16 protein-coding genes are annotated in these 23,771 nt (G+C 68.8%); 12 read left to right on the forward strand and 4 right to left on the reverse strand.

Features of this window, described 5'->3' with window-relative positions:
* Positions 1 to 19 precede the first annotated feature (19 nt).
* Positions 20 to 673: a response regulator transcription factor gene (locus Q392_RS16795; RefSeq protein ID WP_038210239.1), complete on the reverse strand. Its 654-nt coding sequence runs from the start codon at positions 671 to 673 to the stop codon at positions 20 to 22.
* Entirely contained in the window at positions 670 to 3,210 is a 2,541-nt protein-coding gene (locus Q392_RS16800; protein ID WP_038210241.1) for a PAS domain-containing sensor histidine kinase, read from the reverse strand. The genes Q392_RS16795 and Q392_RS16800 overlap by 4 nt, the downstream gene beginning before the upstream one ends.
* A 183-nt stretch (positions 3,211 to 3,393) precedes the next feature.
* Here Q392_RS16800 and aceE point away from each other — a divergent pair, with 183 nt between their 5' ends.
* The 4 genes from aceE to lpdA (Q392_RS16820) are packed head-to-tail and all read left to right on the forward strand — an operon-like array spanning position 3,394 to position 10,294.
* A complete protein-coding gene (gene aceE, locus Q392_RS16805; protein ID WP_038210243.1) occupies positions 3,394 to 6,111 on the forward strand; it encodes a pyruvate dehydrogenase (acetyl-transferring), homodimeric type in 2,718 nt (905 codons plus the stop codon).
* A gap of 48 nt (positions 6,112 to 6,159) precedes the next feature.
* Entirely contained in the window at positions 6,160 to 7,812 is a 1,653-nt protein-coding gene (gene aceF / locus Q392_RS16810) for a dihydrolipoyllysine-residue acetyltransferase (RefSeq protein ID WP_038210246.1), read from the forward strand.
* 15 nt (positions 7,813 to 7,827) lie between these two features.
* Positions 7,828 to 8,418 carry an Ntn hydrolase family protein gene (locus Q392_RS16815; RefSeq protein ID WP_038210249.1) on the forward strand — a complete coding sequence of 197 codons (591 nt, stop codon included), beginning with the start codon at positions 7,828 to 7,830 and terminating at the stop codon, positions 8,416 to 8,418.
* A gap of 46 nt (positions 8,419 to 8,464) precedes the next feature.
* Positions 8,465 to 10,294: a dihydrolipoyl dehydrogenase gene (gene lpdA / locus Q392_RS16820; protein WP_038210252.1), complete on the forward strand. Its 1,830-nt coding sequence runs from the start codon at positions 8,465 to 8,467 to the stop codon at positions 10,292 to 10,294.
* Positions 10,295 to 10,385: 91 nt separating this feature from the next.
* Here lpdA (Q392_RS16820) and Q392_RS16825 read toward each other — a convergent pair whose 3' ends face one another.
* Positions 10,386 to 10,919: a C40 family peptidase gene (locus tag Q392_RS16825; RefSeq protein ID WP_038210254.1), complete on the reverse strand. Its 534-nt coding sequence runs from the start codon at positions 10,917 to 10,919 to the stop codon at positions 10,386 to 10,388.
* Positions 10,920 to 11,138: 219 nt separating this feature from the next.
* Here Q392_RS16825 and Q392_RS16830 point away from each other — a divergent pair, with 219 nt between their 5' ends.
* Together Q392_RS16830 and Q392_RS16835 are read left to right on the forward strand one after the other, a co-directional pair.
* Positions 11,139 to 12,272 carry a PQQ-dependent sugar dehydrogenase gene (locus Q392_RS16830; RefSeq protein WP_084217126.1) on the forward strand — a complete coding sequence of 378 codons (1,134 nt, stop codon included), beginning with the start codon at positions 11,139 to 11,141 and terminating at the stop codon, positions 12,270 to 12,272.
* Positions 12,273 to 12,316: 44 nt separating this feature from the next.
* On the forward strand, positions 12,317 to 12,925 hold the full coding sequence (locus Q392_RS16835; RefSeq protein WP_038210334.1) for an isochorismatase family protein: 609 nt from the start codon (positions 12,317 to 12,319) through the stop codon (positions 12,923 to 12,925).
* Here Q392_RS16835 and Q392_RS31360 read toward each other — a convergent pair.
* On the reverse strand, positions 12,907 to 13,728 hold the full coding sequence (locus Q392_RS31360; protein ID WP_051953596.1) for a Crp/Fnr family transcriptional regulator: 822 nt from the start codon (positions 13,726 to 13,728) through the stop codon (positions 12,907 to 12,909). The two genes, Q392_RS16835 and Q392_RS31360, sit on opposite strands and share 19 nt — an antisense overlap.
* Positions 13,729 to 13,982: 254 nt before the next feature.
* Here Q392_RS31360 and Q392_RS16850 point away from each other — a divergent pair, with 254 nt between their 5' ends.
* The 6 genes from Q392_RS16850 to Q392_RS16875 all read left to right on the forward strand — a co-directional run bounded on the left by Q392_RS16850 (position 13,983) and on the right by Q392_RS16875 (position 23,749).
* Entirely contained in the window at positions 13,983 to 15,899 is a 1,917-nt protein-coding gene (locus Q392_RS16850) for a propionate--CoA ligase (RefSeq protein WP_038210267.1), read from the forward strand.
* A 256-nt stretch (positions 15,900 to 16,155) separates the two neighbouring features.
* Positions 16,156 to 19,026 carry a 2-oxoglutarate dehydrogenase E1 component gene (locus Q392_RS16855; protein WP_038210269.1) on the forward strand — a complete coding sequence of 957 codons (2,871 nt, stop codon included), beginning with the start codon at positions 16,156 to 16,158 and terminating at the stop codon, positions 19,024 to 19,026.
* 96 nt (positions 19,027 to 19,122) lie between these two features.
* Entirely contained in the window at positions 19,123 to 20,400 is a 1,278-nt protein-coding gene (odhB, locus tag Q392_RS16860; RefSeq protein ID WP_038210271.1) for a 2-oxoglutarate dehydrogenase complex dihydrolipoyllysine-residue succinyltransferase, read from the forward strand.
* 10 nt (positions 20,401 to 20,410) lie between these two features.
* A complete protein-coding gene (gene lpdA / locus Q392_RS16865) occupies positions 20,411 to 21,844 on the forward strand; it encodes a dihydrolipoyl dehydrogenase (RefSeq protein ID WP_038210274.1) in 1,434 nt (477 codons plus the stop codon).
* 85 nt (positions 21,845 to 21,929) lie between these two features.
* On the forward strand, positions 21,930 to 23,030 hold the full coding sequence (gene zapE, locus Q392_RS16870; RefSeq protein ID WP_038210277.1) for a cell division protein ZapE: 1,101 nt from the start codon (positions 21,930 to 21,932) through the stop codon (positions 23,028 to 23,030).
* An 86-nt stretch (positions 23,031 to 23,116) separates the two neighbouring features.
* Positions 23,117 to 23,749 (forward strand): hypothetical protein, encoded by a 633-nt coding sequence (locus Q392_RS16875; protein WP_051953598.1) that lies wholly within the window; start codon positions 23,117 to 23,119, stop codon positions 23,747 to 23,749.
* The last annotated feature ends 22 nt before the right edge of the window (positions 23,750 to 23,771 follow it).

Below are 23,771 nucleotides of genomic sequence, written 5' to 3' on the forward strand. Positions count from 1 at the left end.
GCTGCTGAAGGCAGCGGAATCAGGGCGTCACGGCCTTGGCAGAAGCGGCAGGCTGCGCGGGCGACTGGCCCAGTGCGATCTTGAGCAGGTCGGCCACGGTGTTGGCGTTGAGCTTTTCCATGATGTTGGCGCGGTGCGCCTCCACCGTCTTGATGCTGATGCCCAGGTCGTCGGCGATCTGCTTGTTCAGGCGCCCGGCGACGATGCGCTCGAGCACCTGCGCCTCGCGGCCGGTGAGCTTGGACAGCAGCGCGTCGCGGCTGGCCGACTGCTGGTGCTGGGCGAAGGCGGTGCGCGCGTGCTCGAGCATGCGCTCGACCAGGGCGACCAGGGCCTCGTCGTCGAAGGGCTTCTGGATGAAGTCCATCGCGCCCTTCTTCATGGCGTCGACCGCCATGGGCACGTCGCCGTGGCCGGTGATGACCACGATGGGCAGCGGCGACTTGCGCTCGATGAGCTTTTCCTGCAGTTCCAGCCCGCTCATGCCGCCCATGCGGATGTCGACGATCAGGCAGGCCACCTCGCGCGGGTCGTAGCGCGAGAGAAAGGATTCGGCCGAGTCGAAGCAGCGCACCCGGTAGTCCTTGCCTTCGAGCAGCCATTGCAGCGAGTCGCGCACGGCCTCGTCGTCATCCACCACATAGACCGTGCCCTTCTTCGGAATCAGACTCATGCGTTGACCTTTACCTCGTCGCTCGCTACGGATTCAATAGCGCCGGACACCGGAATCCAGAAGGAAAAACGGCAACCGGCGATCTCCGATCCATTGTAGAGGTTCTCCGCCTGCATCCGGCCGCGGTGGGATTCGACGATGCTGCGACACAGGTTCAGCCCGATGCCCATGCCCTCACGCTTGGTGGAGAAGAAGGCCTCGTACAGCCGCTCCAGCACTTCCGGCGCCAGGCCCATGCCGGTGTCCTGCACCGAAAACTCCACGGTCGGCTGGCCGCCCAGCGTGCGGGGCACCACCCGCAGCTCGACGCTGCGCCGCGCGGTCGGCCGCTCGGCCAGGTCGATGGATTCGGCGGCGTTCTTCATCAGGTTGACCAGCACTTGCTCGATGAGGATGCGGTCCACGTTCAGCGACGGCAGCCGGGCCGCCACGTAGTGGTTCAGGCGCACGTTGCGCCGGCGCAGTTCGATGCCCGCCAGTTCCACCGCCTCGCTGACCATGGTGGCGACCTCGGCCGGCGCGCGGTTGGGTTCGCTGCGCCGCACGAAGGTGCGGATGCGCTGGATGATCTGCCCGGCGCGCTGCGCCTGCTTGGAGGTCTTCTCCAGCGCCGCGAGCAGCGCCTCGGTGTCGATCTGCTGGCCGCGCAGGCGCGACATCATGCCGTTGCAGTAGTTGGTGATGGCCGTCAGTGGCTGGTTCAGCTCGTGCGCCACGCTGGAGGCCATCTCGCCCATGGTGATCAGGCGGCTGGCGGCCTGCGCGCGGTCGGCTTGCACGGCGGCCTGTTCCTCGGCGTCGCGCCGGGCGGTGATGTCGGTGGCGATCACCAGTTGCGCCAGGCGCCCGTCCACCCAGGTCAGGTAGCGCGAACGCACCTCCAGCCACTTGCCCAGCTCGGGGATGTAGATCTCGTTGTTGGCCGGCTGGGCCGCCGTGAGCGTGTCCAGCGGCAGGCCGGCCAGCGGGTCGACGTCGTCGAAGGCGGAGTCCTGCGACTGGCTGCCGGGTACCCCGGCCTGGGCCACCATGTCCAGGTGGCCTTCGGAGTCGGAGCCGAACCACGAGCGGTACATCTTGTTGGCGAACAGCAGCTCCTCGCTGCCCAGCGGTGCCACCGAGACCGACGCATCCAGGGCCTCCAGCACCGTCGTGAAGCGCTCGTGCGAGGCCGAGAGCTGCTCGCGGATGCGGGTGGGCTCGGTGATGTCGGTCATCGAGGTCATCCAGCCGGCCTGGTGGCCGCGTGCGTCGATCAGCGGCGAGACGTACAGGCGGGCATTGAAGACGGTGCCGTTCTTGCGCTTGACGCGCACCTGGAAGCCGCCGGGCAGCGCGCGGCCGTGGATCTCTTCCTCCAGCCGCTCGCTCATCAGCTCGTGGTCGGACTCCAGCCAGTAGGGGAAGGGCGGCGTCTGCCCGACCAGCTCTTCCTCGCTCCAGCCCGTCATGGCGCAGAAGGCGGCGTTCACGTAGGTGATGCGGCCTTCGAGGTCGAGCACGCGCATGCCGGTGAGCATGGAGTTCTCCATCGCCCGGCGGAAGTTCGTTTCGGCCACCAGCGCCTGCTGGGTCTGCAGGCGCCGCCGCGTGTGGCGCCAGGTGCCGATCAGCATCCAGCTCGTCAGCATCGACAGCGCCACCACCAGCCAGAACAGGCCGTTGCCCACCAGCCCCTGCGAGGTGCGGTAGGCCTGGGCCCGGAACACCAGGCCGTTGCCCACCGGCGAGACGGGCACCTCAAATTCATTCGCCTGCCGGTCCCAGGGCAGCAGGCGCAGCTCTTCCTCGCGCGGGTTGATGGTGTTGCCGGCGATGGTCTGCGAATGGGCGTCCAGCAGCGACACCGCATAGCGCGCCGCCACCTCCGGCGGCACGCCGTAGCGCAGCAGCCCGTCGATGGAGAACTCGCCCAGCACCACGCCGGCGAACAGGCCCTGGTCGTACAGCGGGATGTGCAGCTGCAGCAGGCTGGGCGGTTCCTGACCGGCGGTGGGCTGCGAGAACACCGGTTGGCGCAACTCACGCGCCAGGGCGTAGTTGCTCTCCGTTTCGCCGGGGCGCAGCACGTCGCCCGACGGGCGCTGCTGCGCCGGATGCACGCTGGGCGCGGCATAGCTGGACTGCACGCGGCGCCGGTCGTCGATCCAGCTGACCACCTGCAGTTCGGGGTACTGGCTCACCAGCGATTCCGCCCGGCTGCGGAACTCCGCGGCGTCGATCTCGCGGTTGCCGGCATCGCGCGCCAGGCGCATCAGCTGCTCCTGGCGCTCCAGCAGGCGCAGGCGCAGGCGCTGCTGGGCGTATTCCACGTCGCGCTTGACAGATTCCTGCTCGCGCTCGAGTTCCTCGGCGCGCAGATAGGAGAAGGCCGCCACGATGGCCGCCAGGAACAGCAGCACCGCCACCAGCGGCACCAGCATCGCCACCCGGTCCTGCGACACCGGCGTCTGCCGCTTCCACCAGCGCCGCCACCACGACAGCGGCGAAGCGTTCACCGCATGGCGCGCCGCGGACAGGGGGTTGGAGAAGGGCATCGGCGAAGTGTAGGGTGAAGCCTCTCCCGCACCTTCCTGCGGAGACATTTCGCGGGCTGTTATTTCATATAAAGAAAATGACAAGCATAATTTGGAATGCCCATCTTTTTGTGAGACACTGCACGCGCTCCACGCGAGCGCGCACTAAATTACCGGACCACACATCGACGAAGGAGACACAGGATGTCGGCGAATCCCGAGAACCACTTCGGCGCGGCTGCCAACGATGCAGACGCCCAGGAAACCAAGGAGTGGAGGGATGCCCTCTCCGCCGTCATTCAGGCCGAAGGCCCCGAACGCGCCCACTTCCTGCTGGAAGAGCTGCTTGAGCATGCCCGCCAGAACAGCGTGGACATGCCGTTCTCGGCCAACACCGGCTACGTCAACACCATCGAGCCCAGCCAGGAGGCGCGCAGCCCCGGCAACCTGGAGATCGAGCAGCGCCTGCGCGCCTACATGCGCTGGAACGCCATGGCCATGGTGGTGCGGGCCAACCGCCACCATCCGCCCGAAGGCGGCGACCTGGGCGGCCACATCGGCTCCTTTGCCTCGCTGGCCAGCATGTTCGGCGCCGGCTTCAACCATTTCTGGCACGCCGAGAGCGAGAACCACGGCGGCGACCTGCTGTACATCCAGGGCCACGTCTCGCCCGGCATCTATGCGCGCGCCTACCTCGAGGGGCGCCTGACCGAGGAACAGCTCCTGAACTTCCGCCAGGAAGTGGACGGCAAGGGCCTGTCCAGCTACCCGCACCCGAAGCTGATGCCCGAGTTCTGGCAGTTCCCGACGGTGTCGATGGGCCTGGGTCCGATCATGGCGATCTACCAGGCGCGCTTCCTCAAGTACCTGCACGCGCGCGGCATCGCCGACACCAGCAACCGCAAGGTCTGGGTGTTCTGCGGCGACGGCGAGATGGACGAGGTGGAGTCGCTGGGCGCCATCGGCCTGGCGGCGCGCGAGAACCTGGACAACCTGATCTTCGTCATCAACTGCAACCTGCAGCGCCTGGACGGCCCGGTGCGCGGCAACGGCAAGATCATCCAGGAGCTGGAGGGCGAGTTCCGCGGCTCGGGCTGGAACGTCGTCAAGCTGATCTGGGGCAAGGGCTGGGACGCGCTCCTGGCCAAGGACCATGACGGCGCGCTGCGCAAGGTCATGATGGAGTGCAACGACGGCGACTACCAGGCCTTCAAGGCCAACGACGGCGCCTACGTGCGCAAGCACTTCTTCGGCCGCGACCCGCGCACGCTCAAGATGGTCGAGCACATGACCGACGACGAGATCTGGGACCTGCGCCGCGGCGGCCACGACTCGCAGAAGGTGTATGCCGCCTTCCATGCCGCCCAGAACCACAAGGGCCAGCCCACCGTGCTGCTCGTCAAGACCGTCAAGGGCTTCGGCATGGGCAAGATCGGCGAGGGCAAGAACACGGTGCACCAGACCAAGAAGCTGGACGACGAGGACATCAAGGCCTTCCGCGACCGCTTCAACATCCCGATCCCCGACAGCCAGATCGCCGAGTTGCCCTTCTTCAAGCCGGCCGAGGACACGCCGGAGATGAAGTACCTGCACGAGCGCCGCAAGGCGCTGGGCGGCTACCTGCCGCACCGCCGCACCAAGGCCGACGAGAGCTTCACGATCCCCTCGCTGGACACCTTCAAGGCGGTGCTGGAGCCGACCGCGGAAGGCCGCGAGATCAGCACCACCCAGGCCTACGTGCGCTTCCTCACGCAACTGCTGCGCGACAAGGCCGTCGGGCCGCGCGTGGTGCCCATCCTGGTGGACGAGGCGCGCACCTTCGGCATGGAGGGCCTGTTCCGCCAGATCGGCATCTACAACCCGCATGGCCAGCAGTACACCCCGGTCGACAAGGACCAGGTCATGTACTACAAGGAAGACACCAAGGGCCAGATCCTGCAGGAAGGCATCAACGAAGCGGGCGGCATGGCCAGCTGGATCGCGGCGGCGACCTCGTACTCGACGAGCAACCGCATCATGATCCCGTTCTACATCTACTACTCGATGTTCGGGTTCCAGCGCGTGGGCGACCTGGCCTGGGCTGCCGGCGACATGCAGGCCCGCGGCTTCCTGCTGGGCGGCACCTCCGGGCGCACCACGCTCAACGGCGAGGGCCTGCAGCACGAGGACGGCCACAGCCACATCCTGGCCGGCACCATCCCCAACTGCGTCACCTACGACCCGACCTTCGCGCACGAGGTGGGCGTGATCCTGCACCACGGCCTCAAGCGCATGGTGGAGAAGCAGGACAACGTCTTCTACTACCTGACGCTGCTCAACGAGAACTACGCCATGCCCGGCCTGCAGCCCGGCACGGAGGAGCAGATCATCAAGGGCATGTACCTGTGCAAGAGCGCGCCCACGCTGCAGCAGGCCAACGTGCCCACGGTGCAGCTGCTGGGCAGCGGCACCATCCTGCGCGAGTCGATCTTCGCCCAGGAACTGCTGGCCAAGGACTGGGGCGTGGCCGCCGGCGTGTGGAGCTGCCCGAGCTTCAACGAGCTGGCGCGCGACGGCCAGGACGCCGACCGCTGGAACCTGCTGCACCCGACCGAGACGCCGCGTGTGCCCTTCGTGGCCGAGCAGCTCGGCAAGAGCACCGGCCCGGTGATCGCCTCCACCGACTACATGAAGTCCTACGCCGAGCAGATCCGCCCGTTCGTCCCCAAGGGCCGCAGCTACCGCGTGCTGGGCACCGACGGCTTCGGGCGCAGCGACTTCCGCAGCAAGCTGCGCGAGCACTTCGAGATCAACCGCCACTACATCGTGGTCGCTGCCCTCAAGGCGCTGGCCGACGACGGCGTGCTGCCCGCGGCCAAGGCCGCCGAGGCGATCAAGAAGTACGGCATCAACGCCGACAAGATCAACCCGCTCTACGCGTAACAACCATCACAACCACGAGCGCCTGGGGACGGGCGGGAGACAGAAGACATGGCAGCAGTCGAAGTGAAGGTGCCGGACATCGGCGATTTCAAGGACGTCGCGGTGATCGAGGTGCTGGTCAAGCCTGGCGACACGGTGCAGGCCGAGCAGTCGCTGATCACGGTGGAGTCGGACAAGGCGTCGATGGAGATTCCGTCGTCGTCGGCCGGCGTCGTCAAGGAAGTGAAGGTCAATGTCGGCGACAAGGTGAATGAAGGTTCGCTGGTGGTGATCCTGGAAGGCGAGGGCGGCGGCGCGGCAGCGGCACCGTCCCCCGCGGCCGAGGCGCCCGCCGCGCCGGCCCCGGCGCCCGCGAGCGTGGCACCCGCGCCCGCGCCGGCGGCCGCATCGGGGCCGGTCGAGGTGAAGGTGCCGGACATCGGCGACTTCAAGGAGGTCGCGGTGATCGAGGTGCTGGTCAAGCCCGGCGACACGGTGCAGGCCGAGCAGTCGCTGATCACGGTGGAGTCGGACAAGGCGTCGATGGAGATCCCGTCGTCGGCGGCCGGCGTGGTCAAGGACGTGAAGGTCAATGTCGGCGACAAGGTGAGCGAGGGCTCGGTGGTGCTGGTGCTCGAAGGCGTGGCAGGCGCCGCGCCCCCCGCACCGGCGCCTGCCGCCGCCGCGCCCCAGGCCGCGCCGGCACCGGCGCCCGCTGCGGCGACGGCGAGCGCACCGGCGGCCACGCCGGCTGCCGCCGCACCGCACGACCCGACCAAGGCACCCAGCGGGGCGCTGCCCCATGCCTCGCCGTCCGTGCGCAAGTTCGCCCGCGAGCTCGGCGTGCCGCTGGAAGAGGTCAAGGGCTCCGGCCCCAAGGGCCGCATCACGCAGGAGGACGTCCAGAAGTTCACCCAGGCCGTGATGAGCGGCGCCGCGCAGACCAAGGCCCAGGCGGCCAAGGCGCCGGCGGGCGGCTCCGGCGCCGGCCTCGACCTGCTGCCCTGGCCCAAGGTCGACTTCACCAAGTTCGGCCCGGTCGAGCGCAAGGACCTGTCGCGCATCAAGAAGATCAGCGGCGCCAACCTGGCGCGCAACTGGGTGATGATCCCGCACGTCACCAACAACGACGAGGCGGACATCACCGAGCTGGAGGCCTTCCGCGTCTCCACCAACAAGGAGAACGAGAAGTCCGGCGTCAAGGTGACGATGCTGGCCTTCGTCATCAAGGCCGTGGTCGCGGCGCTGAAGAAGTTCCCCGAGTTCAACACCAGCCTGGACGGCGACACCCTGGTCTACAAGCAGTACTACAACATCGGCTTCGCGGCGGACACGCCCAACGGCCTGGTGGTGCCGGTGCTCAAGGACGCGGACAAGAAAGGCATCATCCAGATCAGCAAGGAGATGGGCGAGCTCGCCAAGAAGGCGCGCGACGGCAAGCTGGGCGCGGCCGACATGAGCGGCGGGTGCTTCTCCATCAGCTCGCTGGGCGGCATCGGCGGCACGCACTTCACGCCGATCATCAACGCGCCGGAGGTGGCGATCCTGGGCCTGTCCAAGGGCCAGACCAAGCCGGTGTGGGACGGCAAGCAGTTCGTGCCGCGCCTGGTGCTGCCGCTGTCGCTGTCGTACGACCACCGCGTCATCGACGGCGCCGCCGCGGCGCGCTTCAATGCCTACCTGGGCCAGTTGCTGGCGGACTACCGTCGCATCGTGCTCTGACACGCCGGCCGCGCCATGACAACCGTGGTGGTCGTTCGCAAGGGCGGCCAGGTGGCGATCGGTGCCGACACGCTCGTGACCTTCGGGGACACGCGCCTGACGCACCGCTCGGAGGACAACCGCAAGCTGTTCACCGTCGAGGGCGCGAACGGCCGCAGCGTCTTCGCCGCCTCGGGCTCGATCGCGCACTTCCCGGTGCTGCGCCATGCCCTGGCGGCCATGCCGAAGGCCGAACTGCGGCTGGGCAGCAAGGACGAGGTGTTCCTCACCTTCACCAAGCTGCACCCGGTGCTCAAGGAGACGTTCTTCCTCCAGACCAAGGAGGAGGACCACGATCCCTACGAGTCCAGCCAGTTCAGCCTGCTGCTGGCCAACGCGAGCGGCATCTACGGCGTCTACAGCTACCGCGAGGTGTTCGAGTTCAAGACATTCTGGAGCATCGGCTCGGGCCGCAGCTTCGCGCTGGGCGCGATGCACGCGGCCTACGACCGGGCGCGCAGCGCGCGCGAGGTGGCCGAGGCGGGGCTGGCCGCGGGCTGCGAGTTCGACCGCAGCACGGCCGGGCCGCTGGAGATCATCACCCTCAAACTGAAGGCGGGCGCCTGAGTCCGGCCGCCGATCCATTCACAGCCAATTCGACAAGGGGACACGCATGAGCGAGCAACAGGTCAAGGTGCCGGACATCGGCGACTTCAAGGACGTCGCGGTGATCGAGGTGCTGGTCAAGCCCGGCGACACCATCGCGGTCGAGCAGTCGCTGATCACCGTGGAGTCCGACAAGGCATCGATGGAGATCCCGTCCAGCCATGCGGGCGTGGTCAAGTCGGTCGCCGTCAACGTGGGCGACAAGGTCAGCGAGGGCTCGGTGGTGCTGACGGTGGAAGCGGCCGAAGGCGCCGCTGCCGCCGCGCCGGCGCCGGCGGCCCCCGCGCCGGCCGCCAGCCCGGCCCCGGCGGCATCCGCTCCGGCGCCCGCGCCCGCCCGTGCGCCTGCGCCGGCTGGCAGCTACGGCGGCAAGGTCGACATCGAATGCGACACGCTGGTGCTCGGCGCCGGCCCCGGCGGCTACTCCGCCGCCTTCCGCAGCGCCGACCTCGGCATGAAGACCGTGCTGGTCGAGCGCTACGCCACGCTGGGCGGCGTCTGCCTGAACGTGGGCTGCATCCCCTCCAAGGCGCTGCTGCACGTCGCCGCGGTGATGGACGAGGTCAAGCACTTCGCCGATCTCGGCGTCGACTTCGGCGCGCCCAAGGTGGACCGCGCCAAGCTGCTGGCGCACAAGAACAAGGTGGTGGGCAAGCTCACCGGCGGCCTGGCGGCCATGGCGAAGATGCGTAAGGTCACGACCGTGCGCGGCGTCGGCACCTTCCTCGACCCCTATCACCTGGAAGTCGACGAGACGACCGGCGACGGGTCCCAGACGACCGGCAGCAAGAAGGTCGTCAAGTTCCGCAACGCCATCATCGCGGCCGGCTCGCAGGCGGTGAGCCTGCCCTTCATGCCCAAGGACGACCCGCGCGTGGTCGATTCCACCGGCGCGCTCGAACTGACGACCGACCCCAAGCGCATGCTGATCCTGGGCGGCGGCATCATCGGCCTGGAGATGGGCACGGTGTATTCCACGCTCGGCGCGCGGCTGGACGTGGTCGAGATGCTCGACGGCCTGATGCAGGGCGCCGACCGCGACCTGGTCAAGGTGTGGCAGAAGATGAACGCGCCGCGCTTCGACAACATCATGACCTCGACCAAGACCGTCGGCGCCGAGGCGACCAAGGAAGGCATCAAGGTCATGCTCGAGGGCGCCAACGCGCCCAAGGAGCCGCAGGTCTACGACCTGGTGCTGCAGGCGGTGGGCCGCAGCCCCAACGGCAAGAAGATCGGCGCCGAGAAGGCCGGCGTCGCGGTGACCGACCGCGGCTTCATCCCGGTGGACGTCCAGATGCGCACCAACGTGCCGAACATCTTCGCCATCGGCGACATCGTCGGCCAGCCGATGCTGGCGCACAAGGCGGTGCACGAGGCGCATGTGGCGGCGGAGGTCATCGCCGGCGAGCAGAAGGGCGACCGGGAACTGGCGAGCGCCGCCTTCAACGCCCGCGTGATCCCCAGCGTGGCCTACACCGACCCCGAGGTGGCGTGGGTGGGCCTCACCGAGGACCAGGCCAAGGCCGAGGGCATCAAGGTCAAGAAGGGGCATTTCCCCTGGACGGCCTCCGGCCGTGCCATCGCCAACACGCGCGACGAGGGCTTCACCAAGCTGCTGTTCGATGCCCAGACGCACCGCATCCTGGGCGGCGGCATCGTCGGCACGCATGCCGGCGACATGATCGGCGAGATCGCCCTGGCCATCGAGATGGGCGCCGACGAGATCGACATCGGCAAGACCATCCACCCGCACCCGACGCTGGGCGAATCCATCGGCATGGCGGCGGAGGTGGCGCACGGCACCTGCACCGACCTGCCGCCGCAGAAGAAGGGCTGAGCGCCCTGCGCGACGCGCACCCAACGAAAAATCCCGCCGGCGGCGGGATTTTTTTATGGGCCTTGCAGGCCCCGCGGAAAGGGCGGAGGGCTCACTCGCCCGACGCGCCGTCCTCGATGACCCGCCGCGCGCCGTTGAAGCGGCGCTGCCAGTAGCTCACGTTCATGCTTTCCACGCGCACCTCGGCGCCCGTGCGCGGCGAGTGGATGAACTTGCCGTCGCCGATGTAGATGCCGACATGGCTGAAGGCGCGGCGCATGGTGTTGAAGAACACCAAGTCGCCCGGACGAAGCTCGCTGCGGTCGATCTTCTCGGTGGCGGCCGCCTGCTCCTCGGCGCGGCGCGGCAGCAGCTTGCCCACCGACTTGTCGTACATCGCGCGCACGAAGCCGCTGCAGTCGAAGCCCGTCTCGACACTGTTGCCGCCGCGGCGGTAGGGTACGCCCAGGAAGCCCATGGCGCTGAGCACCAGTTCCGAAGTGCGGTCGCTGACGGAGTGGCGCACGTGCTCGATGCGGTCCATCAGCCCGTGGCGGGCCTGGATTCCCTCCGTCTCGTCGGTCGGGGCAGCGTGGGCGGAGGCGGCCAGGACGAAGGCGAGCAGGGAGAGGGGGATTCGGCGCATGGGCGCGTAGGATATTGATGACACTGAACCATGTCAATTTGGAAGTTACATTCGAAATCCTGCATAACTCTTTGAATCAAAAAGATTTTCTGCAATGCAGCAAAATTGAAGTTGTAACAGGTGCGATCTAAATTGCCTTTGGTCATGCATGGGCAAGGCACAGGCGTCACGGAAATGAGGCGCAAAGTGTTCCTTTCTGTGTGCAACGGGTGGCAAGAGATGACAACTTCCAGGACGCGATCGCTGGGGCGAAACATCGCCGGGGCTCTGCTGGTGCTCGGCGCGTCGGTTTCGGCCCTGGCGCAGGCCCAGCCGCAGCCGCAGGTGGTGGCCGCGGGGCTGGAACACCCCTGGGCCGTGGCCTTCCTGCCGGAACAGCGCTTTCTGGTCACCGAGCGGCCCGGGCGGCTGCGGGTGATCGAGGCCGACGGCCGGCTGGGCGAGCCCGTCGCCGGCGTGCCGGCGGTGGCGGCGGGCGGGCAGGGCGGCCTGCTCGACGTGGCGACGGACAGCGAATTCGCCCGCAACCGCACGCTGTACCTGTGTTTCTCGGAGCCGGATGTGGCCGGCCGCGCCAACGGCACCGCGCTGGCGCGGGCCCGGCTGTCCGACGACCTGCGGCGGCTGGAGGGGGTGCAGGTCATCTTCCGCCAGCAGCCCAAGGTGGCCAGCCGCAATCACTTCGGCTGCCGCATCGTGGAAGGGCGTGACGGCACGCTCTTCCTCACGCTGGGCGACCGCTTCAGCCGCAAGGAGGATGCGCAGACGCTGGACAACCACCTGGGCAAGGTCGTGCGCGTGGCCAAGGACGGCAGCGTCCCGAAGGACAACCCCTTCGTCGGCCGCGCCGGCGCGCTGCCGGAAATCTGGAGCTATGGCCACCGCAACAGCCAGGGCGCGACGCTCGGGCCGGACGGCCGGCTGTGGATGCACGAGCACGGTCCGCAGGGCGGCGACGAGATCAACCGGCCGCAGCCCGGCCGCAACCACGGCTGGCCGATCATCACCTACGGCGAGAACTACGGCGGCGGCGCCATCGGCGAAGGCATCACCGCCAAGGCGGGCATGGAGCAACCGCTCAAATACTGGGTGCCGTCCATCGCGCCCTCGGGCATGGCCTTCCTCACCAGCGACCGCTACGGGCCGGCCTGGAAGGGCAACCTCTTCGTCGGCTCGCTCAAGTTCGGCTACCTGGACCGCATCGAACTCGCGGGAGACAAGGTGACGGCCGAGCACAAGCTGCTGGAGGCCGGCCGCGAGCGCATCCGCGACGTGCGCCAGGGGCCCGATGGCCTGCTCTACGTGCTGACCGACGCGCAGGACGGCAAGCTGATCCGCCTCGTGCCGCGCTGAAGCGCCCGGCCGCTGCCGACCCGATCGCGGAGACAATGGCCGCCATGCTGCTCGACGCTTCCTCCTCCCAGCTCGTGCTGGTCGACTACCAGGCCCGCCTCATGCCCGCCATCCACCAGGGCGAGGCCGTGCTGGCCAACGCCGTGCGGCTGGCGAAGCTGGCGCAACTGGCCGAGGTGCCCGTGTTCGGCACCGAGCAGAACCCGGCCCGGCTCGGCGAGAACGCGTCCGAACTGCGCGCCCTGTGCCGCCGTACGCTGCCCAAGATGCACTTCAGCGCCGTGGCCGAGGGCCTCGCCGAATGGCTGCGTCCGCCCGCCCGCGCCCCGCAGGGCAACGCCCGCAGCCTGCCGCGCCACCTGCAGAAGGAGCGCTCGGCCGCCGCGCCGGCGGCGCGCGAGAGCATCGTGATCGCCGGCTGCGAGGCGCACGTGTGCCTGTTGCAGACGGCGTTGGAGCTGCTGGAGGACGAGTTCGAGGTCTGGGTCGTCACCGACGCCTGCGGTTCGCGCACCGAGCGCAACCGCGACGCCGCCTTCGACCGGCTGGCCGGCGCGGGCGCCGAGCTGGTGACGACGGAGATGGTCGGCTTCGAGTGGCTGCGCAGCGCCGAGCACCCGGCCTTCAAGGCGCTTCAGGCACTCATCCGCTGACGCCCCGGCACGGGGCCGGCCAGCAGCGGCGGCTCGCCGGCCAGGCTGCGCAGCGCCTCCACGTCGCGCACGATCACCGTGTAGCCGGCCACCTCGATGCAGCCCAGCTCCGCCAGGCGGCGGAAGCTGCGCGACAGCGTCGCCTGCGCCATCACCAGCTGCTGCGCGATGGAGCGCTTCTGCACCGGCAGGTGGATCGCCGGCGCATGGTCGGGCCCCGGCTGGCTGGGCTGGCGCAGCAGCCACAGCGCCAGGCGGCTGAGCACGTCCTTGGTCGCGAGTTCGTGGCGGCCCTCGGTCAGCTCGCGCACGCGCTCGGCCATCACGCGGCCCATCGCGTGCAGCAGCGCGGCATCGGCCTGGGCGCAGGCGATCAGCGTCTGCAGCGGCAGGGCCAGCAGCGTCACCGGCACCGGGCAGGTGGCCGACTCGATCCAGGCCGAGTCCAGCCAGGCGCCGGCGATGTCGAACCACTGGCCGCGCTCGACGATGCGGTTTTCCACCAGGCCGCCGTCCTCGCCCGGCCGGCCCACCACGATGCGGCCTTCGGCCACCAGCCACCAGGCCGGCGGGAAGGCCGGCGGGGCGCCGCGGACCAGGCCCGGCGACAGCAGGTGCGGCTGCAGCGCCGCGGCCAGCCGCTCGAGGCTCGCCTGCCGCAGGCCGGACGGGGCGAAGGCCAGGCGCAGCAACTGGGCATCGGCGCGCAGGCCCGTCGCGGGCGCGGCGGTGGGCGGCCGGGGACGCGCGCAGGCCGGCCCGGGGGACGGCGGGCGCGGTGCGGGGGACAAGGCCGGCGGCATCGACGGTGACTCCTGCAGATTGGCAAGGCAAAAGGAAAAAGGGATGCTGCGAATCTGCCAAGAGCCGGCGGCTGCGGGTTTGAGGCATCTCAAGAGTCGGGCCCGTGGCGGCCGCGATGCGTGCGCCGCGTGCGCCATGTCAGGCGTACGCAAGGGCGCCTTCCATAATCGACTGCATGCGGGGCGCCCCGGCGGCGCTCCTTCGCCCCCGATCCGAAAAGCACAAGGCGGCCCCGCGCCGCCAGGAGACAGCCATGACCACCCGATTCGAGGACTTCCACCTTCGCTCCATCGAGGAGCCCGATGCCTTCTGGGCCGAGCAGGCCGGGCTGATCGACTGGCACGTGCCGCCCCGGCAGATCCTCGACGCCGCCCGCCCGCCCTTCTACCGCTGGTTCGTCGGCGGGCAGACCAACCTGTGCCACAACGCGGTCGACCGCCACCTGGCCGCGCGCGGCGACCAGCCGGCGCTGATCGGCGTCTCGACCGAGACCGGCGTCGAGCGCACCTGGACCTTCCGCGAACTGCATGCCGAGGTGCAGCGCATGGCCGCCGGCCTGATGGCGCTGGGCGCGGGCCGCGGCGACCGGGTGCTGATCTACATGCCGATGATTCCCGAGGCGGTGTTCGCCATGCTGGCCTGCGCGCGCATCGGCGCCATCCACTGCGTCGTGTTCGGCGGCTTCGCCAGCGCCTCGCTGGCCTCGCGCATCGAGGATGCCGGGCCGAAGGTCGTGGTCAGCGCCGACGCCGGCTCGCGCGGCGGCAAGGTGATCCCCTACAAGCCGCTGCTGGACGAGGCGATCCGCCTGTCCGCCCACAAGCCGCCGGCGGTGCTGCTGGTGGACCGGGCGCTGGCGCCCATGGAACTGACCGCCGACCGAGACCACCTGGCGGCCGACCTGCTCGCCCGCCATGCCGACGCCGAGGTGCCCTGCGCCTGGTTGGAGGCCACGGACATCAGCTACACCATCTACACCAGCGGCACCACCGGCAAGCCCAAGGGCGTGCAGCGCGACGTCGGCGGCTACGCGGTGGCGCTGGCGGCCAGCATGAAGCACATCTTCGACGGCCGGCCCGGCGAGACCTACTTCTCCACCAGCGACATCGGCTGGGTGGTGGGCCACAGCTACATCGTCTACGGACCGCTGCTGGCCGGCATGGCGACGCTGGTGTACGAGGGCCTGCCGACCCAGGGCCTGGACCGCCAGCCCAACGGCGGCATCTGGTGGCAACTCGTCGAGAAGTACAGGGTCACCGTCATGTTCAGCGCGCCGACGGCGGTGCGCGTGCTCAAGAAGCAGGACCCGGCGCTGCTGAAGAAGTACGACCTCGCCAGCCTGCGCTCACTGTTCCTGGCCGGCGAGCCGCTGGACGAGCCCACTGCGCGCTGGATCAGCGACGGTCTGGGCGTGCCCATTATCGACAACTACTGGCAGACCGAGTCCGGCTGGCCGATCCTGACCCTGGCCAATGCGGTGGAGCCCAAGGCGCCCCGCTTCGGCAGCCCGGGCGTGCCGATGTACGGCTACAAGGTGAAGATCCTGCACGAGGCCACCGGCGAGGAGCTGACCGCGCCGGGCGAGAAGGGCGTGGTCGCCATCGAGGGGCCGACGCCGCCGGGCTTCATGCAGACCGTGTGGCGCGACGACGAGCGCTTCGTCCAGACCTACTGGAAGAGCATCCCGGGCAAGCTGGTGTATTCCACCTTCGACTGGGGCATCCGCGACGAGGACGGCTACTACTACATCCTGGGCCGCACCGACGACGTGATCAACGTGGCCGGCCACCGCCTGGGCACGCGCGAGATCGAGGAGGCCATCTCCGGCCACCCCAACGTGGCCGAGGTGGCCGTGGTGGGCGTGGCCGATCCGCTCAAGGGCCAGGTGGCGATGGCCTTCGTCGTGCCCAAGGCCGGCGCCGCCGCCGGCGACGCGGCCGAGGCGCTGAAGCTGGAGGGCGAGATCATGCAGGCCGTGTCCGAGCGGCTCGGCGCCCTGGCCCGGCCGGCGCGGGTGCGCTTCGTGGCCGGCCTGCCCAAGACGCGCAGCGGCAAGCTGCTGCGCCGCGCCATCCAGGCCGTGTGCGAGCAGCGCGACCCGGGCGACCTGACCACCATCGACGACCCCGGCACGCTGCAGGCCATCCGGGCCCTGGTGACGGCCGGCTGAGCGGCCCGCCTCGGGTTCGGCCCGCTTGCCCTGGCGGGCGCGCGTGCCAAGAATGCCCGTTCTTCCCGGCGGAAAGACGGGATTCGCGCCGCGCCTGCGTTCCGAGGGGCGGCCGTCATCCATTTGACGTGGCACAATGCGAAGGTACTCAGGCCCTTCCCAGCCACAGTCGCATCCGCCAACCGGTTCAGCCGTGTCGCGGAAGGTTTTTCTAACCAGCTAATGCTTCCTGAAGGGAAGCGGAGGTCAGCGGAACATGAGTGATTCCCCGTCCATCTACACCGCCTATCAAGGCAATTCGTACCTCTTCGGCGGCAACGCGCCCTATGTCGAGGAGATGTACGAGAACTACCTCGCCAACCCGGGCAGCGTGCCCGACAACTGGCGCTCCTACTTCGACGCCCTGCAGCACGTGCCTGCCACGAACGGCAGCGACGCCAAGGACGTTCCCCACCAGCCGGTCATCAACGCCTTTGCCGAGCGTGCCAAGCAGGGCACCGCCAAGGTGGTGCAGGCCAACGGCGCCGACTCCGAACTGGGCCGCCAGCGCACCGCCGTCCAGCAGCTGATCGCCGCCTACCGCAACGTCGGCGCCCGCTGGGCCGACCTCGATCCCCTCAAGCGCACCGAGCGCCCCGCCATCCCCGAGCTGGAGCCTTCGTTCTACGGCTTCACCGACGGCGACATGGAGACGGTGTTCAACACCAGCAACACCTTCTTCGGCAAGGACACGATGTCCCTGCGCGACCTGCTGAACGCGCTGCGCGAGACCTACTGCGGCACCATCGGCGCCGAGTACATGTACACCACCGACCAGACGCAGAAGCGCTGGTGGCAGCAGAAGCTCGAAAGCGCCCGCACCAATCCCAAGCTGAGCACCGAGCAGAAGAAGCACGTGCTGGAGCGCCTGACCGCGGCCGAGGGCCTGGAGCGCTTCCTGCACACCAAGTACGTCGGCCAGAAGCGCTTCTCGCTCGAAGGCGGCGAGAGCTTCATCGTCTCGATGGACGAGCTGATCAACCGCGCCGGCGAGAAGGGCGTGCAGGAAATCGTGATCGGCATGGCCCACCGCGGCCGCCTGAACGTGCTGGTCAACTCCCTGGGCAAGGCGCCCAAGGACCTGTTCTCCGAATTCGACCACACCGCCCCTGAGGATCTGCCCAGCGGCGACGTGAAGTACCACCAGGGCTTCAGCTCCGACGTGAGCACGCCCGGCGGCCCGGTCCACCTGTCGCTGGCCTTCAATCCCTCGCACCTGGAGATCGTCAACCCGGTGGTCGAGGGCTCCGTGCGCGCCCGCATGGACCGCCGCGGCGACGCCGAGGGTGACTCGGTGCTGCCGGTGCTGGTGCATGGCGACGCCGCCTTCGCCGGCCAGGGCGTGGTGATGGAGACCCTGGCGCTGGCCGAGACGCGCGGCTACTACACCGGTGGCACGGTGCACATCGTCATCAACAACCAGATCGGCTTCACCACCAGCGACCCGCGCGATTCGCGCTCCACGCTGTACTGCTCCGACATCGTCAAGATGATCGAGGCGCCGGTGCTGCACGTGAACGGCGACGACCCTGAGGCAGTGGTGCTGTGCACGCAGCTAGCCCTCGAGTTCCGCCAGGAATTCAACAAGGACGTGGTGGTGGACATCGTCTGCTTCCGCAAGCTGGGCCACAACGAGCAGGACACGCCCGCGCTCACCCAGCCGCTGATGTACAAGAAGATCGCCAAGCATCCGGGCACCCGCAAGCTCTACGCCGACAAGCTGGCGGCGCAGGGCCTGGGCGAGACGCTGGGCGACGACATGGTCAAGGCCTACCGGGCGGCCATGGACGCGGGCAAGCACACGGTCGATCCGGTGCTGACCAACTTCAAGAGCAAGTACGCGGTCGACTGGAGCCCCTTCCTCAACAAGAAGTGGACCGACGCCGCCGAGACGGCCATCCCGCTGGCCGAGTGGAAGCGCCTGGCCGAGAAGATCACCACGGTGCCCGAGGGCTTCACCGTGCACCCGCTGGTCAAGAAGGTGCTCGACGACCGCGCCGCCATGGGTCGTGGGGAGATCAACGTGGACTGGGGCATGGGCGAGCACATGGCCTTCGCCTCGCTGGTGGCCAGCGGCTACGGCGTGCGCCTGTCGGGCGAGGACTGCGGCCGCGGCACCTTCACCCACCGCCACGCCGTGCTGCACGACCAGAACCGCGAGAAGTTCGACGTGGGCACCTACGTGCCGCTGTCGAACGTGGCCGAGAACCAGGCGCCGTTCGTCGTCATCGACTCCATCCTCTCGGAAGAGGCGGTGTTGGCCTTCGAATACGGCTATGCCTCCAACGACCCCAGCACGCTGGTCATCTGGGAAGCCCAGTTCGGCGACTTCGCCAACGGCGCGCAGGTGGTGATCGACCAGTTCATCGCCTCGGGCGAAGTGAAGTGGGGCCGCGTCAACGGCATCACGCTGATGCTGCCGCACGGCTACGAGGGGCAGGGCCCGGAGCACAGCTCGGCGCGCCTGGAGCGCTTCATGCAGTTGGCCGCCGACGCCAACATGCAGATCGTGCAGCCCACCACGGCCAGCCAGATCTTCCACGTGCTGCGCCGCCAGCAGGTGCGCAACCTGCGCAAGCCGCTGGTGATCATGACGCCCAAGTCGCTGCTGCGGAACAAGGACGCGACCTCGCCGCTGTCGGAGTTCATCAAGGGCGGCTTCCAGACGGTCATTCCCGACAGCAAGGCGCTCAAGGCCGAGAAGGTCAAGCGCGTGATCGCCTGCTCGGGCAAGGTCTACTACGACCTGGCCAAGAAGCGCGAGGAAAAGGGCACTGACGACGTCGCGATCCTTCGCGTGGAACAGCTCTATCCCTTCCCGCACAAGGCCTTCGGCGCCGAACTGAAGAAGTACCCCAACGCCGTCGACGTGGTGTGGTGCCAGGACGAGCCGCAGAACCAGGGCGCCTGGTTCTTCGTGCAGCACTACATCCACGAGAACATGCTTGAGGGCCAGAAGCTGGGCTACGCCGGCCGTGCGGCCTCCGCCTCGCCGGCGGTGGGTTACTCGCACCTGCACCAGGAACAGCAGAAGGCGCTGGTCGACGGCGCCTTCGGCAAGCTGAAGGGTTTCGTGCTCACCAAGTAAGGAAGACCTGTCGGAGGCCGGCCCCAGCGCCGGCCTTCGCGCATGCGCGCCCACGGCGCACGTGCCGCTCCCCAGAACGAACATCAGAGAACACACATGTCCATCGTTGAAGTCAAGGTTCCCCAGTTGTCCGAGTCCGTGGCCGAGGCCACGATGCTGCAGTGGAAGAAGAAGGCCGGCGAAGCCGTCGCGGTCGACGAGATCCTGATCGAGATCGAGACCGACAAGGTCGTGCTCGAGGTGCCGGCGCCGGCCGCCGGCGTGCTGGCCGAGATCGTGGCCGGCGACGGCGCCACCGTGGTGGCCGACCAGTTGATCGCCAAGATCGACACGGAGGGCAAGGCCAGCGCCGCCGCCCCCGCGCCGGCCGCTGCTGCAGCCCCGGCGACCGCGCCCGCCGCCGCTTCGTCCGCCTCGCCGGCGCCTACCGCCGCCGGCAAGGGTGACGTGGCCATGCCCTCGGCCGCCAAGCTGCTGGCCGAGAACAACCTCACCGCCGCCGACGTGGCCGGCACCGGCAAGGACGGCCGCGTGACCAAGGGCGACGTGCTGTCGGCCGTGGCCCGCGGCGCCGGCGCGCCGTCCGCCGCGCCCGCCGTGCAGATTCCCACCGGCGCGCCGAAGGCCGCGCTGCCGCAGGTGTCCGCCCCCGGCGGCAAGCAGGACCTGGGCGAGCGCCCCGAAGAGCGCGTGCCGATGAGCCGCCTGCGCGCCCGCATCGCCGAGCGCCTGCTGCAGTCGCAGGCCACCAACGCCATCCTGACCACCTTCAACGAGGTCAACATGGCGCCGGTGATGGAACTGCGCAAGAAGTTCCAGGACGCGTTCACCAAGGAGCACGGCGTCAAGCTCGGCTTCATGAGCTTCTTCGTCAAGGCCGCGGTGCACGCGCTCAAGAAGTACCCGGTGATCAACGCCAGCGTGGACGGCAACGACATCGTCTACCACGGCTACTTCGACATCGGCATCGCCGTGGGTTCGCCGCGCGGCCTGGTGGTGCCGATCCTGCGCAATGCCGACCAGATGAGCTTCGCCGACATCGAGAAGAAGATCGCCGAGTTCGGCAAGAAGGCGCAGGAAGGCAAGCTGGGCATCGAGGAGATGACCGGCGGCACCTTCTCCATCTCCAACGGCGGCACCTTCGGCTCGATGCTGTCCACGCCGATCATCAACCCGCCGCAGTCCGCCATCCTGGGCGTGCACGCCACCAAGGACCGCGCCGTGGTCGAGAACGGCCAGATCGTGGTGCGCCCGATGAACTACCTGGCGATGAGCTACGACCACCGCATCATCGACGGCCGCGAGGCCGTGCTGGGCCTGGTGGCCATGAAGGAGGCGCTGGAAGATCCGTCGCGCCTGCTGTTCGACCTGTAAGGAGCGGCGAATGGCAGACAGCAAGCAATTCGACGTCGTCGTCATCGGCGGCGGCCCCGGCGGCTACATCGCCGCCATCCGCGCGGCGCAGCTCGGCTTCAACGTCGCGTGCATCGACGAGTGGAAGAACAAGGACGGCAAGCCCGCGCCGGGCGGCACCTGCACCAATGTGGGCTGCATCCCTTCCAAGGCGCTGCTGCAGAGCTCGGAGCACTACGAGCATGCCGGCAAGCACTTCGCCGAGCACGGCATCAACGTCAAAGGCCTGGAGCTGGACCTAGTGAAGCTCCTCGGCCGCAAGGACGCGGTCGTCAAGCAGAACAACGACGGCATCCTGTACCTGTTCAAGAAGAACAGGATCGCCTTCTTCCACGGCCGCGGCTCCTTCGTGAAGGCCGCCGACGGCGGCTACGAGATCAAGGTCGCCGGCGAGAAGGAGGAGAGCATCGTCGGCAAGCAGGTCATCGTCGCCACGGGCTCCAACGCCCGCGCGCTGCCGGGGACGCCCTTCGACGAGGAGAACATCCTTTCCAACGACGGCGCGCTGCGCATCCCCGCCGTGCCCAAGAAGCTGGCGCTGATCGGCTCCGGCGTGATCGGGCTGGAGATGGGCTCCGTCTGGCGCCGCCTGGGCGCCGAGGTGACGGTGCTGGAAGCCCTGCCCACCTTCCTGGGCGCGGTGGACGAGCAGATCGCCAAGGAGGCTAAGAAGGCCTTCGACAAGCAGGGCCTGAAGATCGAGCTGGGCGTCAAGGTCGGCGAGGTCAAGTCGTCGAAGAAGGGCGTGTCCATCGCCTGGACCAACGCCAAGGGCGAGGCGCAGACGTTGGAAGTCGACAAGCTGATCGTCTCCATCGGCCGCGTGCCCAACACCGTCGGCCTGAACGCGGAAGGCGTGGGCCTGAAGCTGGACGAGCGCGGCGCCATCGTGGTCGACGACGAGTGCCGCACCAACCTGCCGGGCGTGTGGGCCATCGGCGACGTGGTGCGCGGCCCGATGCTGGCGCACAAGGCGGAGGAAGAGGGTGTGGCCGTGGCCGAGCGCATCGCCGGCCAGCACGGGCACGTCAACTTCAACACCATCCCGTGGGTCATCTACACCAGCCCCGAGATCGCCTGGGTCGGCCGCACCGAGCAGCAGCTCAAGGCCGACGGCGTGAAGTACAAGGCCGGCACCTTCCCCTTCCTGGCCAACGGCCGCGCGCGTGCGCTGGGCGACACGACCGGCATGGTCAAGTTCCTGGCTGACGCGGCGACGGACGAGATCCTCGGCGTGCACATCGTCGGCCCGATGGCCAGCGAGCTGATCTCCGAGGCCGTCGTGGCGATGGAGTTCAGGGCCAGCAGCGAGGACATCGCGCGCATCTGCCACGCGCACCCCTCGCTGTCGGAGGCGACCAAGGAGGCGGCCCTGGCCGTCGACAAGCGCACGCTGAACTTCTGATGCGCTGAGCCGAGCCCCAGCCGCTCGCCGCCGGGCCACGCGCCTGCGCGAGCGGCTTCTTCGTTCCACGTCCCCCGGAATCCTCTTGCAGTCCGTCAAGCAAGCCTACGAAGCCGAACTGAAGGCGCGCGGCTACACCGCCGACCCGGCGCAACTGCGCGCCGTCGACGCGCTGGACCGCTGCGCCCGCGAATGGGCTGCCTACAAGGCCCAGCGCTCCAATGCCTTCAAGAAGCTGATCAACCGTCCCGAGATCCCGCGGGGCGTCTACATGTACGGCGGGGTGGGCCGCGGCAAGAGCTTCCTGATGGACTGCTTCTTCAACGCGGTGCCGCTCAACCGCAAGACGCGCCTGCACTTCCACGAGTTCATGCGCGAGGTGCACCGCGAGCTGGCCGAGCTGCAGGGCATCCAGAACCCGCTGGACGAACTTGGCAGGCGCATCGCGAAACGCTTCAAGCTGATCTGCTTCGACGAGTTCCACGTCGCCGACATCACCGACGCGATGATCCTGCACCGGCTGCTGGTGGCGCTGTTCGACAACGGCGTGGGTTTCGTCACCACCTCCAACTTCAAGCCCGACGACCTGTACCCCGGCGGCCTGCACCGGGACCGGATCCTGCCCGCCATCGACCTGCTCAACCGCAAGCTGGAAGTCATCAACGTCGACAACGGCACCGACTACCGCCGGCGCACGCTGGAGCAGGTGCGGCTGTACCTCACGCCCAACGACGCGGCGGCCGAGAAGGAGATGCGCAAGACCTTCGAGAAGCTGGCGGAGAAGGGCGACGACAACCCGGTGCTGCACATCGAGCGGCGCGAGATCCGTGCGCGCCGCCGCGCCGGCGGCGTGGTCTGGTTCGACTTCAAGACCCTGTGCGGCGGCCCGCGCTCGATGAACGACTACCTGGAGATCGCCAGCCAGTTCCACACCGTGCTGCTCTCGGACGTGCCCGCCATGCCGGTGCGCATGGCCTCGGAAGCACGCCGTTTCACTTGGCTGGTGGATGTGTTCTACGATCGGCGCGTCAAGCTGATCATGTCCGCCGAGGTGCCGCCCGAGGCGTTGTACACCGAAGGGCCCCTGGCGCACGAGTTCCCGCGCACGGTCTCGCGCCTGAATGAAATGCAATCCAAGGAGTTCCTCTCGCAGGAGCGCCGTGTCGTCGATACCCGCCTGACATGAAACTGGCCCCCACGCTCATCGCTTCGCGTATCGCTGCCCCCCGGAGGGGAAGCGTCGGCGCCTTCGGGCGGCCGGGCGGTGCCGGCATGAAGCTTCTGCGTGCCCTCCTTCTCCTGCCGGCCCTGCTGGGCGGCGCGCTCGCCGGCGCGCAGGAGGACTTCCAGGCCGAGCGCGACCGCATCGCGGCCGAGCGGCAGGAAGTCGAGACGCGCTTCCAGCAGCAGGAGACGGCCTGCTACCAGCGCTTCGCCGTCAACGACTGCCTGAGCCAGGCGCGCCGCGCCCGCCGCAGCGCCGAGGACGACCTGAAGCGCCAGGAAGCGGCCATCAACGACATCGAGCGCAAGCGCCGCGGCGCCGAGCAGTTGCGCCGCATCGACGAGCGCCAGGCCACCCCGCGGACGCAGGACCGCCCCGAGGAGCAGCAGAAGGCCCGCGAGGCGCAGCAGGCGCGCGAACAGCGCGCCGCAGACCACGCGGCGAGCCGCGCCGCCATGGCGGCCGAGGAGGCGCAGAACCGCCAGGACGCGGCCGGCAAGCAACGCCAGTTCGCGGAGGACCAGGCGCGCGCCGCGCGCCAGCGCGCCGAGGCGCCCACCGAGCGGGAGCGCTTCGAGAACAAGCAGCGCAGCGTGCAGCAGCGCCGCGCCGAGCGCGAACGCAAGAACGCAGAGCGCACCAAGCCGCCTGCGGCCCCGCTGCCGCCGCCGCCGCGCTGAGGCGAGGGGACGGGCGGGGCGC

This window comes from Xenophilus azovorans DSM 13620 (genome assembly GCF_000745855.1).
GTDB lineage: Bacteria > Pseudomonadota > Gammaproteobacteria > Burkholderiales > Burkholderiaceae_C > Xenophilus > Xenophilus azovorans.

What these genes read in the sequence shown, in the direction of transcription:
- lpdA (WP_038210274.1), top strand. Translation starts at nt 20,411, where the DNA reads ATGGCAGACAGCAAGCAATTCGACGTCGTCGTCATCGGCGGCGGCCCC.
- Q392_RS16825 (WP_038210254.1), bottom strand. Translation starts at nt 10,919, where the DNA reads ATGCGCCGAATCCCCCTCTCCCTGCTCGCCTTCGTCCTGGCCGCCTCC.
- Q392_RS16835 (WP_038210334.1), top strand. Translation starts at nt 12,317, where the DNA reads ATGCTGCTCGACGCTTCCTCCTCCCAGCTCGTGCTGGTCGACTACCAG.
- Q392_RS16800 (WP_038210241.1), bottom strand. Translation starts at nt 3,210, where the DNA reads ATGCCCTTCTCCAACCCCCTGTCCGCGGCGCGCCATGCGGTGAACGCT.
- Q392_RS16815 (WP_038210249.1), top strand. Translation starts at nt 7,828, where the DNA reads ATGACAACCGTGGTGGTCGTTCGCAAGGGCGGCCAGGTGGCGATCGGT.
- Q392_RS31360 (WP_051953596.1), bottom strand. Translation starts at nt 13,728, where the DNA reads ATGCCGCCGGCCTTGTCCCCCGCACCGCGCCCGCCGTCCCCCGGGCCG.
- Q392_RS16875 (WP_051953598.1), top strand. Translation starts at nt 23,117, where the DNA reads ATGAAGCTTCTGCGTGCCCTCCTTCTCCTGCCGGCCCTGCTGGGCGGC.
- Q392_RS16850 (WP_038210267.1), top strand. Translation starts at nt 13,983, where the DNA reads ATGACCACCCGATTCGAGGACTTCCACCTTCGCTCCATCGAGGAGCCC.
- lpdA (WP_038210252.1), top strand. Translation starts at nt 8,465, where the DNA reads ATGAGCGAGCAACAGGTCAAGGTGCCGGACATCGGCGACTTCAAGGAC.
- aceF (WP_038210246.1), top strand. Translation starts at nt 6,160, where the DNA reads ATGGCAGCAGTCGAAGTGAAGGTGCCGGACATCGGCGATTTCAAGGAC.
- odhB (WP_038210271.1), top strand. Translation starts at nt 19,123, where the DNA reads ATGTCCATCGTTGAAGTCAAGGTTCCCCAGTTGTCCGAGTCCGTGGCC.
- Q392_RS16855 (WP_038210269.1), top strand. Translation starts at nt 16,156, where the DNA reads ATGAGTGATTCCCCGTCCATCTACACCGCCTATCAAGGCAATTCGTAC.
- Q392_RS16830 (WP_084217126.1), top strand. Translation starts at nt 11,139, where the DNA reads ATGACAACTTCCAGGACGCGATCGCTGGGGCGAAACATCGCCGGGGCT.
- Q392_RS16795 (WP_038210239.1), bottom strand. Translation starts at nt 673, where the DNA reads ATGAGTCTGATTCCGAAGAAGGGCACGGTCTATGTGGTGGATGACGAC.
- aceE (WP_038210243.1), top strand. Translation starts at nt 3,394, where the DNA reads ATGTCGGCGAATCCCGAGAACCACTTCGGCGCGGCTGCCAACGATGCA.